This is a genomic window from Cobetia sp. 5-25-4-2 (assembly GCF_013374075.1).
Lineage (GTDB): Bacteria > Pseudomonadota > Gammaproteobacteria > Pseudomonadales > Halomonadaceae > Cobetia > Cobetia marina.
Map to the genome: position 1 here is coordinate 274499 of NZ_BLWK01000006.1, position 15114 is coordinate 289612.

13 protein-coding genes are annotated in these 15114 nt (G+C 55.8%); all 13 read right to left on the reverse strand.

What is annotated here, in order from left to right; genetic code table 11:
- Positions 1 to 226: 226 nt before the first annotated feature.
- Positions 227 to 1519 (reverse strand): hypothetical protein, encoded by a 1293-nt coding sequence (locus tag HXS65_RS13845; protein ID WP_176494188.1) that lies wholly within the window; start codon positions 1517 to 1519, stop codon positions 227 to 229.
- A 143-nt stretch (positions 1520 to 1662) separates the two neighbouring features.
- A complete protein-coding gene (locus tag HXS65_RS13850; protein WP_176494189.1) occupies positions 1663 to 2754 on the reverse strand; it encodes a glycosyltransferase family 2 protein in 1092 nt (363 codons plus the stop codon).
- A gap of 51 nt (positions 2755 to 2805) precedes the next feature.
- On the reverse strand, positions 2806 to 3831 hold the full coding sequence (locus tag HXS65_RS13855) for a DUF563 domain-containing protein (RefSeq protein WP_176494190.1): 1026 nt from the start codon (positions 3829 to 3831) through the stop codon (positions 2806 to 2808).
- A gap of 58 nt (positions 3832 to 3889) precedes the next feature.
- Positions 3890 to 4702, reverse strand: a complete 813-nt coding sequence (locus HXS65_RS13860) for a polysaccharide pyruvyl transferase family protein (protein ID WP_176494191.1) — start codon at positions 4700 to 4702, stop codon at positions 3890 to 3892.
- Between the two features lies 1 nt (position 4703).
- Entirely contained in the window at positions 4704 to 5687 is a 984-nt protein-coding gene (locus HXS65_RS13865; protein WP_176494192.1) for a hypothetical protein, read from the reverse strand.
- Positions 5684 to 6616, reverse strand: coding sequence for a hypothetical protein (locus HXS65_RS13870; protein WP_176494193.1), 933 nt, complete (start codon positions 6614 to 6616; stop codon positions 5684 to 5686). The genes HXS65_RS13865 and HXS65_RS13870 overlap by 4 nt, the downstream gene beginning before the upstream one ends.
- Complete coding sequence (locus HXS65_RS13875; RefSeq protein ID WP_176494194.1) at positions 6616 to 8541, reverse strand: rhamnan synthesis F family protein; 1926 nt, start codon at positions 8539 to 8541, stop codon at positions 6616 to 6618. Before HXS65_RS13875 ends, HXS65_RS13870 begins: the two co-directional genes overlap by 1 nt.
- A 12-nt stretch (positions 8542 to 8553) precedes the next feature.
- Positions 8554 to 9597, reverse strand: coding sequence for an HAD family hydrolase (locus HXS65_RS13880; protein WP_176494195.1), 1044 nt, complete (start codon positions 9595 to 9597; stop codon positions 8554 to 8556).
- 63 nt (positions 9598 to 9660) lie between these two features.
- Complete coding sequence (gene rfbC / locus HXS65_RS13885; RefSeq protein ID WP_176494196.1) at positions 9661 to 10209, reverse strand: dTDP-4-dehydrorhamnose 3,5-epimerase; 549 nt, start codon at positions 10207 to 10209, stop codon at positions 9661 to 9663.
- 234 nt (positions 10210 to 10443) lie between these two features.
- Positions 10444 to 11334, reverse strand: coding sequence for a glucose-1-phosphate thymidylyltransferase RfbA (gene rfbA, locus HXS65_RS13890; RefSeq protein ID WP_176494197.1), 891 nt, complete (start codon positions 11332 to 11334; stop codon positions 10444 to 10446).
- A gap of 108 nt (positions 11335 to 11442) precedes the next feature.
- A complete protein-coding gene (rfbD, locus tag HXS65_RS13895; RefSeq protein WP_255304523.1) occupies positions 11443 to 12336 on the reverse strand; it encodes a dTDP-4-dehydrorhamnose reductase in 894 nt (297 codons plus the stop codon).
- Between the two features lie 2 nt (positions 12337 to 12338).
- A complete protein-coding gene (gene rfbB / locus HXS65_RS13900) occupies positions 12339 to 13418 on the reverse strand; it encodes a dTDP-glucose 4,6-dehydratase (RefSeq protein ID WP_176494198.1) in 1080 nt (359 codons plus the stop codon).
- Positions 13419 to 13612: 194 nt separating this feature from the next.
- Complete coding sequence (locus HXS65_RS13905) at positions 13613 to 15046, reverse strand: mannose-1-phosphate guanylyltransferase/mannose-6-phosphate isomerase (RefSeq protein WP_176494199.1); 1434 nt, start codon at positions 15044 to 15046, stop codon at positions 13613 to 13615.
- Positions 15047 to 15114 lie beyond the last annotated feature (68 nt).

The window sequence follows — 15114 nt, forward strand, 5'->3', positions numbered from 1 at the left end:
GGTAACGAGGAACACGAATATGCAGGGGAAGCGAAAGAAAGGTCGGGGCTTTTGCAGTGGAGGATTGTAGCTGTGACCCCTCCAGAAATGATGGTATCGGCAAAGCTTTCTTCCATGACGGGTAAAAGGTGACGGCATGACTGCTGTCTGGTGATGACAAGGTAACACCTCACCCGGGGATACCGAGTGAGATATCAATCATCGCATGAAGCCTCGAGATGCGACGCTACTGAAAGGCGTTGTCTTCAGGCGCACTGCCCGAGGCATTGACCTGTTCCAGCACCGACTGCTTGTCGGCAATACGTCGCCGAAGCTTCTTGATGCTTCCGCCGCCAGGACGAGTCTCCAGTGCCTTTTCCAGCAGCAACAGGGCATCGTCCAGCAGCCCCTGCTGCTCGAAATAGGCCCCCAGCTCCCTGAGGCGGTCAGCTTCCTTCATCTTGCTGCTGCCGATGATACCGCGAGCACGCGCGCTCAGGCCTGTCTGTGCGGCGGGTTCCTCGAAGTCGAGCCCCAACAGGTCCAGAAGCTTGAGAAAGGCATACCCCTGACGACCATTGCGATATTGGGTCACTGCCTCCTGCTTGATGGCTTCCAACTCTTGCGGACACTGGGCCTCGAGATAGGCCAGCGGCCGGTAGGGATTTCTCTCCTCGGCCGAATGCGCGCTTCTGCGGGCCTGTGGAGGGAAAAGCACGTCACGCTCCAGCGTCTCGAAGCGCTGCATGACAGGCTCCATCGCCGCCAGAAACATGGCGTTGATCTCCTGGTACAGCGTCTCAGGGATATCCTGACTCCCGAGGGAGCCTTCCTCAGGGTGCAAGTCAGAATATCCCTGCAAGGCCCAATCGACCTCTCTGCCGATCTCGGGCGGCAACTTTCCCAGAACCGTATTCAGTACGCGCTTGAGTTCGAGCGCCGAACGGACATAGCTACGATTGGTGATCTTGCGCTCAGGCAACAGTCTCGCGATCTCCGGGCCCTGCAGGCCCAGTGCCTCCAGAAATACCGCTTCGATCTGTGGCTGGTCGGCCAAGGGTTTGCGGTAGGTCAGAAAACGACAATTGTCGTCACCGAAGGCGTCTGCCCATTGGATCAGTGGAACCCCCGCAAGACTGGGCTTGCCGTTGCGCATCACGGGTGCCAGATGATTTGACAGACGCCACGTTTCACCATGACGCTTGATGCCCTGATTGTGGTTGCCCATCAGATAATCGATCGGCGCACGCACGAAGGCAACGACACGAACGTCCTCCGGAGCCAGCTGGGCATGCTCATGCAACAAGGTATGGAGCGCCTGAGCCTGATTGAAAAAAGACTCCGAGGAAAGCACCAGCTTCAAGCCCTTCTTGCGTGCATGAGCCAGCCACTTGTCCAGCAACGCCTGAGCGCCCTCAAGATCACCCTCGCGCAGGGCGCCACCCAATTGCCCATGCCCACCTGATACCCCATTCTTGTCGATGCCGTGTTCCGGGTAATAGAAGCCATGTTTCTCGAGCACCTTGCGCGAACTCAACATGAAGTTCTGCAACGCGGATGACCCCGCCTTCGGTGAGCCAATATGAAGCGATACGGTAAACGCCTCTGCGCTGGCACTTGCTGCTGGCCGATTAGGCGCAATCCATTTCTTAAGCATACGATGACCCTGAAACTCTATAGCCTTCAACTGGAAAACGAACCCAAGCCAATCTTGAAGGCCTTGGCAGGCATCTCCCGATTGATGGAACTATAATATTGACTACGATTCTGATACGACTCGTGACTGGGTTCCATATTGTCGAGGTCTTCCACCAGATCCATGATGTCACCATCGGAAATCCCCGTGAGCGAACTCTTGAGAAGTGAACTATCCTGTACATATAAACTCGGAATGCTCACATACAGGTCATCATTTCGAGCCAATAACCGTTCCTGGGCAATTCGTATATCCGTTCGCAGAGTGCTGGTGAAGGAAGTGACAAATTCTTCGTATTTATTGAACGTTTCAGAATCAATCGAAAAATTGAATTCTGAGGCGTGCTGAGTCACGAAGCCTTTCTTCCGATTATGCTTGATGGACTTCTTGGACCCCGGACTACCGTTCATCAACTTGGAAAGATATTCCTTCTCGCTGCGGAACATCCGGTGTACCACGAATTCATCACGAACAGCAGAGACATCAGGTTGTACGAATTGCGGGGGCTTCACCTTGGCCTTGAATGGTGTGCCATCGGACATGATGATGCCATCTGAGGTGACAGGCACATGAATCCTGAACATGTCAATGTTGGTGCCTTTCTTGATCAGACTCTTGCCCAGTGACATCAGATAATAACGATTATCTTCGGCAAAATTCTTGAAGGCTTCCTGGACACCGAGTTCCGCATGCCATTGGTAATAGATGACATTCGGAAAATCATTGCTGATGATATTTTTCTTGACGCATGACGTAAAGTCATTGGACGCCCAATATTCATCGAGATCCAGAAACATGAAATAATCAGCATCCAACTCCAGATACGCTTTGGCATAAGAGATCTGCTGCATGCTACCGCTGAGCTTCGGATGACAGATATCAATCCAGTCCGCGAACTCATAAGTGATACCTGAATAAACCTTGGCGAGACCTTCAATGATAGAAACAGTCGCGTCCGTCGTGCGATTGACGACAAAATGAAAATTATCAAATCCGAAGTACACGTGATGAGCCACCCAATCTGCAATATAGGAGGCCTCATCCTTCACAATACTGACAACACATACTTTGGGAAGCATATAACTCTCACAGAATTGGAAAAACAGAATGGATAATCTGCGGGAACATCACTAAATCAATGAGAGACAATGCGACATGGAGCTGTCATCCAGCAACATATTCATTGAATGATAATACTCACGATCATTGGTGTAATCCATATTGGCGACGTCGATCATGCTTCCCTTGACACCGGCAATCTGGATCGGGCGGTACTCCAGGTTTCTCGAGAGAGACATCTTGTAAAATTCCGGGGAAAGATGTGCACAGTACAGCTCAAGCACCTGAGTGCCAGGGCGGGAAAAGATGATATTGGCCAGTCCCGCGCCGTGAGGAGCGATGACATGGGTCGCGTTGCGCATCACGGCAGCCGTTGTGGCGACGGAATGGTCTTCACAGTAATACGTCTTGTACCCCAGTGCCGAGATCTTCTCGATGAAGGCCGCTTCATTCAATATCCGCCGCGTATTCCCCTTGGAACGCGAGATGTACACCTTGGAGGGCATGCCCTGCGCATCCCGCTGGCTGAAGAGATCATTGACGAAATCAGCGACCCAGGTGGGGGTATACAGGCGTGTTCGGGGGGCCGTCACCGTCACCAGCTCGTCCGCGATGAAATACTTGGGATGTGTCCTGTAATCCCAGACCTTGCTCTCATCGATCCCCAGCAGACGAAAGCTTTCACGCTTGAAGGCACTGCCATAGAAATTGACGATGATTCTGTCGAAATCATTGGCGACATCATATCCCGCCTCCGTCAGGATCTTGATCTTGGGAAGGAGGTCCAGCAACCAGTGACTATAGAGATTGGACCCCGGGGTCACGAGATCCAGAACACGTCCATCAATGCGCTCAAGCTCCCCCTTCATTCTCGCGGAGAGCTTCTTCCTGCCGGGAGCAGTGGAAATGCCATCGACGAAGCTACCCTCGTCATGAAACGCCTTCTGGTTTTCCAGGCAGGCGCTGACCTGGCTCCCACGATACACATGTACGGGGGGTTCATGCTCTTCTGGCGTCAAGGAAAAGAGCGCGTGATCGTGCTTGAAAGTGTGATTGACCGGCACTCTCGTGCCAGTCCGCAAGGTTTTCTTCAACAAGATAACTAGTACTCCATGATCACGGAAGACGCCTCACCACGCAGAAGGGAGACAGGTGTCACATCACCTTATTGAAGGCGGCAATGATATCCGACTGGATATCCCGCAAGGTCAGCTGACTCAGCTCATGCACCTGAGTGTCCTGAATCATCGAGGCCTGCAGCGGCGCATTCGCCACACTCAACTTGCGGGAGAAATCACGACCGATGGAAGAGAAGTAATCGTAGAACTTGAACTCACCACCACCATGCAGCGTACCGGCATCTATCCAGACATTGGGGATGCCAAGGGAATCAGAGAAGATCAATCCATGCAGACTCTGACTGAGGATGATTTCGCACTCCAGCATCTGCGTGAAGATGGCATCGTGATCGTTTGTTCTGAAGTCGATCACACGCACATCACCCAGTTGAGAGAACTTGGCGATGAACGCCTGATCATCCACCTTGGAGTGATGGGGAATCAGCCCGAACTTGACCTTCTTGGCCGGTCTGGTCGTGACGAGCAGAGACGCCAAAAGTCCGGGATCACCGATGGTGACATCATTGCCCTTGGCCCCGAGAAGCGACTTGGTGAGATAGCCACGTACGGAGTGGATATCCAGGAAGTCATTCGCCTTGTTCTTCCTCTCGATATTGGCGACAGGCTTCATCAGGCCTGAGCCCACGACAGCCAGGCGGCGGCGACCCGGCTTCCAGTCATCACGATTGTAAACCCAGTTGAGGATGCTTCCGGTACTGATCAGATCAGCATTGAAGATGTTGGTCTTGGCATGCTCCACCTGGAAATGGTTGTCCAGCAGGATCGAGGTGATCTCATCTCCCAGATTGTTCATCCCTTCCGGGCTTCTCCACCACGTCACATTCAGCATGTCAGCAATCCTTACCCATGATTTTTGAAAACGTCAATGTCATGACATCGAGTGCTTCCGACAGGGAAGCGGAGGTCGGTGAAGACGACGTCTTCTGATAGTGGCACCAGCCATCGTTGCCGACGAAGTTCTTGGAGATGAACTGATTGTCCTTCGCGTACTCTTCGAGGATTCGCGCCCGGGACTCGGGTGAAAGGTAATCATCATCGCGAAGGTACAGGCCCGGGTGGCCCGAGGCATGAGCTTCAAGCTGATGCTTGATGCTCTCATCATGAATATCCCGGAAGATATAATTGACGCGAGACAACGCCTCGCACAGATACGGATTCAGACTCTTGTTGTCGATGGAGTCCGCAGGCTTCTGTACCTTGTCGCGGATACCGAGACGGGCAAAGAAGTCACTGACGAGATCTCCCTCGATCAGGCTCCCTCGCAATAGAGGGACAACCGTGACATTCGTCTTGCCGTAGAGGTTGCTGAAGGCACTGGCGATGACGCGATAGTTCGGGTTCCTGGTCTTCAGCGCCTGCTCGACGAATGCCTGCAGCGACAGTCCCTTCTTGTAGCCCCACTGCTGCCAGGCCGACATGATGAACTGGTCCTGGCGACGGATGTAGTAGATCACCTCATGGCTGTCAAAAGTGTCACGCAGCAGGCGATGGATATTAAGCCCCGAGGCAGCTCCGAGCTGATTGACGAGATTCTCGGCGCTGATCAGGACCGTGCTGTCGCTGTCGCCATGCTTCTGCTTGAGGCGAGCCAGCTTCGCCTTCAGAGGGCCCAGGTCCTTCTGCTCCATCGCATGACGGAAGAAGGCTCGGGGTGTCTCGCCGTTGGGATTGAATCCATCATCGCCCCGGGTCCGCATCTGCGGATCAGGGATGACATAGCCATGCGCCTCCAGCAGCTTGCGGTTCTTGATGATCGCCTTCTGGATCGTCGTGGAACCGCACTTAGAGTGACCCGGATGAAGAAGCAGCTTCATGCCAGGTCTCCCAGCGTGAAGGTAGCGGCTGGCAGCACCTTGATGGGCTCATACCCGGACTTGTTGAGGCTCTCCGCAGGCAGACCGAACCACTCGATCAGCTTCTGGTTGCCTTGCTTGAAGTGGGCATCGAAGGCTTGCTGCTCCGCGACCGTGAACAGCACATGCTTGTCCTGCTCGGCATCCAGTGCCTTCGACAGGGAGATGATCTTATCTCGGCGGCGCGCGAATTCCGCATTGCCCATCTGGCCACGGCCGAATCGCTGCACCAGCGGCAGACAACGTGTCGGGAGTGAGGGGTTGATGATGGCGGTCTCATCGGCCTGGTTGGCACCGGCACGATACTCGATGCCGAAAGATGCCAAGAAATCCTGTACCACCTTGCGGCTATAGGGAATGACGGACAGGTTCTCACCGCCGACGTGCCTTTCCCACTGACGAACGTGATTCAAGTAGTTCAACCAGCTCACATTGCGCATGGCAAGGGTGAACAGAGACGCCTCGTAGCGAATGTTGGGGTCTTTCACCAGCTGATTGAACAGCGACAGCAGCAATTCGGACTGCGGGCGCACCGTGAAGATGACCTTGACCGTCTCGAAGTGCTCAGCGACGAATTCCTTGAAGCGCGGATTGTTGAAATACATCGGCGACAGTTCGGAAGACAGCAGCACGCTGGGAGCCGGGCTGGTCTGCATCTCGACTCGCAGCTTCTCGAGGGCCTCTGCGGGTGACATGTCACTTTGATAGGCGCCACTGCCCTTGAATGACAAGGCGAACGGATGGTGGGAATGGTCCGGCCATTGCAGCGATTGCGGGTAGAGAATCCCCTTGGCCAGGAAATCCTCGTGCTGCGCCTGAATCTGCGATTGAACCGCAGAAGTCCCCGTCTTGGACCAGCCGACATGAAGGTACAGTGTGTCTTTTTTCATCATTCACCAATAAACGGGTTGCGGCCGATCTGGCTTACCAGAGCGCCCCATTTCAGAATCTGGGCTTCATCAAGTGCCTCATCGCCCCTCAGGACGTCCGGCATTCCGAGGGCGCGCCACTTGTCCATCGGATGAAGAATATGGAAGGTCGCCAGGCCCATGTCGCCAGGGCGCTGTGCATCGGCCACGACATTGTCACCGATATGCAGATGGCGCCGTCCCTCTTCACCTGCTAGGTCCTCCTTGACCATCGCCCACATGGTGCCACTGTCCTTGCGCTTGCCTTCCTCGCTGGACACCATCAGACGGTAAGCCGCCGAGATACCGGCCTTGCGCAGCATCAGGCCCACCTGGTCACGCGTGTAGTAGGTATCGGAGATGACCCACAGCACATGCCCTGCAGAGCCGAGATGATTGAACAGCTCCACCATCTCGTCCTTGGGCTTGATCATCGCGAGATCCAGCTCGAATTCCCGCTGCATCCAGCCCTGGGCGACGCCCTTGCTGACCGCGTACACCTCCGCCAGTTCGTCATAGATGGCGTCGATCCGGATGTCACCCTGGAAGTTGGCCCGCTTGCGCAGCGTGAACTCCGCCTCGTTGCGTGTCTTCACGAAATCATGGGCAGAGGTGGCGATTCCCTGCTCTACCAGCCACTTGCCCAGCTTGAGCTTGGCATAGTCCGGTACGGTGAACTCGCGACGCACCAGCGTATCGAAGACATCGAAGCTGATGATCTGATGTGCCTGGATGGCCGGCATGTGCTGCTCGATGGAGCCGTGATAACTCGCGGTGATGTAACTCTGGTCTACCGTGAACTCCCCACCGGACGGGTAATAGAAGAACTGCCGATACCCGAGACTTTCGGCCTGAGCGCCCAGAATGCGTTCAAGCGCATGCAGCTTGGAGCCATCGTTGGGCAGGGGTTCATCGGGGAAGTCTTCGTACTTCCAGCCCTTGCCGATGATGCCCTCAAGCGCCTGTGGGCGGGCCCAGAACATGCCGCCTGCGGGATAGCTCAGGAAGTCGCTGACGTGCTCGATATCCAGCGCCTGCTGCCACTCACGCATGAAGCCCTTGTTCATGGTCTGGTGATTCACCCAGCTGGGCATCATCCAGAATGTCGTCGGGTAATAGACCCCCAGGCTCTCATCTTCCGCAAAGGCATTGAGTGCCCGCTTGACCACGGACTTGTCACTCAGCAGGAATTCCGTCAGATAATCCGCCCATTGGGTCTGTTCCCGTCCTGAATACAGTGACTTCTTGGAGTGCAGGTGACAGAAGAGGTCATACTGCGCAAGCACATCGCCATACTCGACCAGCAGCGGCCCGAAGTTGCGACCACGATTGGGCACGTGACGAATCTCGACACGTCTGACACAGGCATGCTTCTCGAACGTCTTGCGTGCCAGGGATTCATTCACCCCCTTGGCAAGCGTCAACAGGACATCCACCTGGATTGGCATGTCATCCAGCGCATGGGCGAAGCGCTCCAGAAAATCCTCGTAGAAGACATGCAGACAGACCGCCATCTTCAATTGGCTGGCTGCCTCGGTGAGCGTGGCATCCAGTGGCATGCGTGTCTGAGGAACCCAGCGCGGGGTCAGGGGGACATGCTGGCGCCCCTCCTGCTTGCCATTCTTCAGATAATGGAACAGCGGGCTCTGCTGGTCATAGAACACGTCCATGTACATGCGATGGTAGCTTTCCCCATCGAATGCCGGTGAAGGGTGAATCGGCGCGAAGCGTGACTTGTGGAGATAATCCTTGAAGGCATGTGCCGGCGAGGAGAATTTCTGACCATAGCGCTGCTGATACCAGCTGGCATCGAACAGGCCCAGGGCTTCGGCTTGCTCGAATTCTCGACGCTGTGTCTTGGTAAGCGATGCAGAATTGTGATTGATAAAGATATTGAGGGGGTTCATGAAAACTCTCGATCAGATGTTGAAAAGGGCCAACGGGTTCAAGATGCCATTGCCCGAAAAGTCATCGTCGACGAAGAACAGATGCCACGCGCATTGCGGAATGGCGCCCTGTCGTGTCGCGAAGTTTTCATACATCTGCTCGACCTCCTCCGGCGTGAAGCTGACCCCCGCCGCCAACCACTCCGCCACCTGCTCGATGGCGCCATCGAAGACTTCCTGCATGTCCTGGAAGTGACGCTGTGTCGCCGCCTGGCGGCCATAGCAGAATTCGAAGCCACCATCGCTGTCCTGACGGACATCCACCACCTGTCCATGCGGCGCCGTCATCAGCGATTCGAACAGCAACGAGCGATCCAGCATCTGATAACCGTCGCCCCAGCTGACGCCCTCACGGAAGATACCGGCGAGATTGGCTGTCGCCCCGCCCTGCAAGGACTTGCCTGGCTTGGTCGCCACATAGTAGAGACCGAAGGTCTCGCGCTGGAGCATGCGCGTCAGCAGCTTCTGGATCGTGCCGGAGTAACCCAGATCCAGCATGACCGGCGCAGCCCCTTCCGTCAGGCCCAGCGCCTTCAGATAGGCCATCACGCCCTGCCGTGTCGGTGCGACCAACGCCTTCAATCGCTCAAGATGTGGTGTCAGCCATGTGACGACGTCATCTTGCTGCTCAGGAAGCTTGACGTGCATCTGCAGCAGTTCGGCTGGCAGTACGCTGGAGGCCTCATGCATCTGCAAGCCGAAACGCTTGCGCATCAGGTCCAGCATGCCGCCCTCGAAATCATTGCCAAGCGCCAGGGGCCAGAGGAAGGCTTCCCCGAGATTGGCCCGGAACAGCAGCGTACGAGAGACCTTGAGATATCGTGGTGAGTGCTCGAATGTCACCAGGTTACGTGCCTGCAGCTGCGTCAGAAGACGCTCGAAGCACCAGCCCTCACGGGCCAGACATACCGGTACTCGTCCCGCACCTTGCGCTTCCACTGCCTTTGCATACACCAGGAAGGCCGGCCCCATGAAACTGGCACCGAATTCCCTGAGTGCCTGACGAGTATTCTTCATCTTTTCACCAATCCATTAGCCTACGAGCTGGAGATTTTCCTGACTGGCATGAAGCCTTTCATGTCATTCAAAGACAGCGGCTGACTCGAAAGATTCACCAGCTTCATCCTTGCCCGACAGCAGCGGCGCCTCACCCTTCACCAGCGGCCATTCGACCCCGACGCTGGCATCATTCCATTTCAGCGAGTACTCATCCCCCGGGGCATAATAATCCGTGCACTTGTACTGGAATTCCGCGGATTCGCTGATGACATAGAAGCCATGGGCGAATCCCGGCGGTACCCACAGCATCTGCTGATTGTCTTCACTCAGATGGGCGCCGACCCACTGACCGAACGTCGGGCTGCTCTTGCGCATGTCCACGGCCACATCGAAGACTTCCCCCTGGGTGACACGCACCAGCTTGCCCTGCGGCTGATTCAGCTGGTAGTGCAGGCCACGCAGAATGCCCTGACGGGATTTGCTGTGGTTGTCCTGCACGAAGGTGTAATCACCGCAGTGCTCGACGAATTCGCTCTGGCGAAAGGTCTCCATGAAGAAGCCGCGCTCGTCACCGAATTTTTGCGGGGTCAGCAGCACGACATCCGGGATGGCGAGTTTTTCAAAATTCATGCTGGAATTGCTCCTTGTAGGGGACAGATATCACTTCAACAATCACAGGACTCGATGCTCTGCCGGCCCAGGGCACGACAAGGCTCAGTCTCGATAGCGCGCAGGCGTGGCAGGTCGCCATGAAAATTCCCGCAGCCCTCGCCTTGTTGGCGACGACTGCGGGAAAGCGGGTACATCAGCATTGACTTCACTGCATGCGTACCCGGCCACAGCACCCTGGCTCATGTGTCGAGCTCAGTAGTTGCCACGGCGCTTGTCATCCAAGCGCTTCAGCAGGTACTGGCCGTAACCGGTCTTCTTGAGTGCGGTGCCCTGCTCTTCGAGCTGCTCGTCGCTGATCCAGCCGTTGGTCCAGGCGATTTCCTCGAGACATGCCACCTTCAGGCCCTGACGATGCTCGATGGTCTGCACGTACTGCCCAGCTTCCAGCAGGCTGTCGTGGGTGCCGGTATCCAGCCAGGCGAAACCACGCCCCAGTCGCTCGACACGTAGATCACCGCGCTCCAGGTAGGCATTGTTGACGCTGGTGATTTCCAGCTCACCACGCTCGGATGGCTCGACGGCCTTGGCGATCTCGACCACATCGTTGTCGTAGAAATACAGGCCAGTCACTGCATAAGGAGACTTGGGCTTCAGCGGCTTCTCCTCGATGGACATCGCCTTGCCAGAGTCATCGAACTCCACCACGCCGAAGCGCTCCGGGTCCTGCACGAGGTAACCGAAGACGGTCGCGCCGCTCGGCTGAGTCGCGGCACGCTTCAGCTGATCCGAGAAGTGCTGACCGTGGAAGATGTTGTCACCCAGCACCAGGCAGACCGGGTCATCGCCGATGAATTCCTCACCGATGATAAAGGCCTGGGCCAGGCCATCCGGACTCGGCTGCACGGCATACTCGAAACGCACGCCGTACTGCTCACCGTTGCCCAGCAGCTTTTCATATTGCGGCAGGTCTTCCGGGGTGGAGATGATCAGGATCTCGCGGATGCCGGCCAGCATCAGGACAGAGACCGGATAGAAGATCATCGGCTTGTCATAGATCGGCAGCAGCTGCTTGGAAACACCGCGAGTGATCGGATGCAGTCGTGTACCGGAACCACCGGCGAGGATGATGCCCTTGCGCGCCATATCAAAATCCTTGTCGTATCGACGTGTAGCGTTTCATTCGAAGAAGATCAGGTGCTGCGGGATGCCACACACTGAAGATGATCTGCCAATGTGACAGAAACCGCTGACTCAGCGATCCAGATGTTCCTTGAGCGTCAGCGCCAGCTGAGACTGCCAATCAGGCAGCTCGAGGCCAAGTGCCGCCTCGAGTTTCGCCAGCGCAAGACGGGAATTCAGTGGGCGTGTCGCCGGTGTCGGGTATTCCGCTGTCGGGATGCCACCCAGCGTCTGTGGGTCTATCGCCAGCGTTTCACCCTGCGCGATGGCCAGACGGAAGATGCTTTGGGCGAACCCGTGCCAGCTGGTGGTGCCCTGCGGGGCCAGGTGATAAAGCCCTGGGTCGATCCGTTGACGCAGTGCCTCACAGGTAAGCTGAGCAATCAGGCGCGCAGGAGTCGGCGCACCGATCTGATCATTGACGATGTTCAGCGCATCGCGATCACGCCCCAGCTTGAGCATCGTCTTCATGAAGTTGTTGCCACGGGCGGCATACACCCAACTAGTGCGGAACACCAAGTGACGACAGCCACTGGCCAATACTGACTCATCGCCAGCCAGCTTGCTCTCGCCATAGACGGATAGCGGCGACGTCGGGCTGTCTTCACGCCACGGCTGATCTCCATCTCCCGGATAGACGTAATCTGACGAGTAATGCACCAGGGTGGCGTCGAGCTCAGTGGCTTTCTTGGCCAACAGGGCAGGCAACTCCGCATTGAGGCGCATAGCGCCCTCGCGCTCCTCTTCTGCCTTGTCGACTGCCGTCCAGGCGGCGGCGTTGAGAATCAGCTGTGGTTGATACGCCTCCAGGTAAGCTGACACCGCAGCGAGATCACTGACATCCAGTTCACTGCGGCGCGGTGCACTCACCTCACCGAAGGGCGCCAGGCTGCGCTGCAGTTCAAAGCCGACCTGGCCGTTGCCCCCCAGAATGAGGATACGGCTCATGCGATGGGAAGTCGTCATCATCAGCTCCCGGTCCCCAGGCGCTCACCACGGTAGCTGCCATCCTGTACGCGCTGCCACCAGCTCTCATTGGCCAGATACCACTCGACTGTCTTGCGCAGGCCGGTCTCGAAGGTTTCCTGCGGCACCCAGCCCAGTTCACGCTCGATCTTGGCGGCGTCAATCGCATAGCGCACATCGTGGCCAGGACGATCCGTCACATAGGTAATCAAGTCTTCGTACCTGGAGATCCCCGCCGGCTTCTCCGGCACCAGCTCTTCCAGCAGCGCACACAGTGTCTTGACGACTTCGATGTTCTGCTTCTCGTTGTGGCCGCCGATGTTGTAGGTCTCGGCGATCCCGCCCTCGGTGGCGACCTTGATCAACGCCCGAGCGTGGTCTTCTACGTACAACCAGTCACGCACCTGCTTGCCATCGCCATACACCGGCAACGCCTTGCCTGCTAGCGCATTGAGAATCATCAGCGGGATGAGCTTCTCGGGGAAATGGTACGGGCCGTAGTTGTTGGAGCAGTTGGTGACCAATGTCGGCAGTCCATAGGTACGCTGCCAGGCCCGCACGAGGTGATCCGAACTTGCCTTGCTGGCAGAGTACGGGGAGCTGGGGGCGTAGGCAGTCGTCTCGGTGAAGAGATCTTCCGGCCCTTCGAGATCGCCATACACCTCATCAGTGGAGATGTGATGGAAGCGGAAACCGGCGGCCTTCTCGGCATCGGTCTCCTTCAGCCCCTTCCAGTACTGACGCGCCGCTTCCAGCAACTGATAGGTGCCGACGATATTCGTCTGGATGAAATCCGCGGGGCCATCGATGGAGCGATCCACGTGGCTTTCGGCCGCCAGGTGCATCACGATATCCGGTTGGAATTCTGCGAAGACGGCTTTCATCTTTTCACCATCGCAGATGTCCGCCTGCACGAAGTGATAGCGCTCAGAGTCCGCCACCTCGGCCAATGACTCGAGATTGCCCGCATAGGTCAAAGCATCAAGATTAATAACAGTGTGCTGGGTAGAGCGAATCAGCTCGCGTACGACTGCTGAGCCGATGAAGCCGGCGCCACCGGTCACAAGAAATTTTTTACTCATAGAAGATTTTTTGCCAGTCAGTTAAAAAGCACGCTACCGCCACCCCGAAAACATACAGGGCAAAGTTAGATGCAAAGTATAAAATGGAGCCTGTGTGCACATGATTTCATTGAAAAAGGTAGACATCATACCAGTCAATCGATGACACGGCTGCCTCGTGAATATGGGACAGTCTTAGGGGCTACCAATCTTGTTTAACAACGTCCATAACTATCTTCGAATCGGACGATATCATCTTCGCCAAGGTATTCGCCGCTCTGCACTTCGATCATGACCAATGGAATGATTCCCGGATTCTCAAGACGATGTTGATTGCCTGCGGGAATGTAGGTCGATTCATTGATACGCAAGAGAATGTCATTCTCTCCATTTACCACCTTGGCGGTGCCGCTTACCACAATCCAGTGTTCGCTGCGATGATGATGCATCTGAAGGGAAAGAGAAGCACCTGGCTTGACGACAATACGCTTCATCTTGAAGCGTTCTCCCTCCTCCAGCACGGTATAGGTACCCCATGGGCGATGCACAGTCACGTGATGCTGATGTAGTTCACCACCCTGTACCTTGAGGCGCTGCACGATCTTTTTGACATTTTGGCTTTGGTCTTTGTGAGCGACCAACAGCGCATCTGGCGTATCGACAATCACCAGGTCCTGAACACCCACTGTGGCAATCATTCGCTTATCGCTGCGAATATAGCAGTTTTGAGTGTTTTCCAGTTCAGCCTCGCCTGAGACTCTGTTACCGCATTGGTCGGGTGCGGTAAGTTCCGCCATCGCAAGCCAAGAACCGATATCACTCCACCCCAACTCGCAAGGTACAACTGCGACTCGCACTGACTTTTCCATCAACGCATAGTCGATGGAGTCATCCACCACAGAACCAAAAGTCTTGGCACATAAGCGAGTGATGCTATCCCCGTCAACCTCACTGGCTTGGCCTGAATCCAATGCACCTTTGACACTGCCAAGTAGCTCCGGTGCATGCACACCCAACTCTTCCAGTATGGTTCCGATACGGAAACAGAACATACCTGCATTCCAAAGATGGCGTCCCCCTGCCAGATACTGCTCAGCGATTTCACGGTTGGGCTTTTCGACGAACCGCTCCACGCTCATTGCCTGACCATCCGTTACATGGCGACCTGCGCCCACCTCGATATAACCAAAACCAGTCTCTGCATGAGTGGGACGGATGCCAAAGGCCACCAACTGCCCCTCGCTGGCAGCCATGGCCGCACTGGCAGTCGCTCTAGCAAAAGCCTCTTCATCTTGAATCAAGTGATCAGCTGGCAATACCAACATCAGCGCCTCATCGCCGTAACGCTGTTGGAGCTCCAACGCTGCGGCAGCCACTGCAGGCGCAGTATTACGACCAAACGGCTCCAATATGTAGTGCATCGGCTGACTGGGGGACAACTCCCGATAATCATCTTCAGTGCGGAAAAACAAATCACGATTAGTGACAGTGGTAACACTTTCTACATCAACGGCGGTCAATCCTCGCAAATAGGTCTTCTGCAACAATGAATAACCGTCTTCCATGCGGATGAAAGGTTTCGGCTGGGCTTCGCGGGAAACAGGCCAAAGGCGTGAGCCGGTTCCGCCAGCGATGATCACAATATGCATAGAAACTCCTTAACCACTGCTTGATATAGCAATTGATTTAATAGAACGATAAGTTAGCTCATACCAAT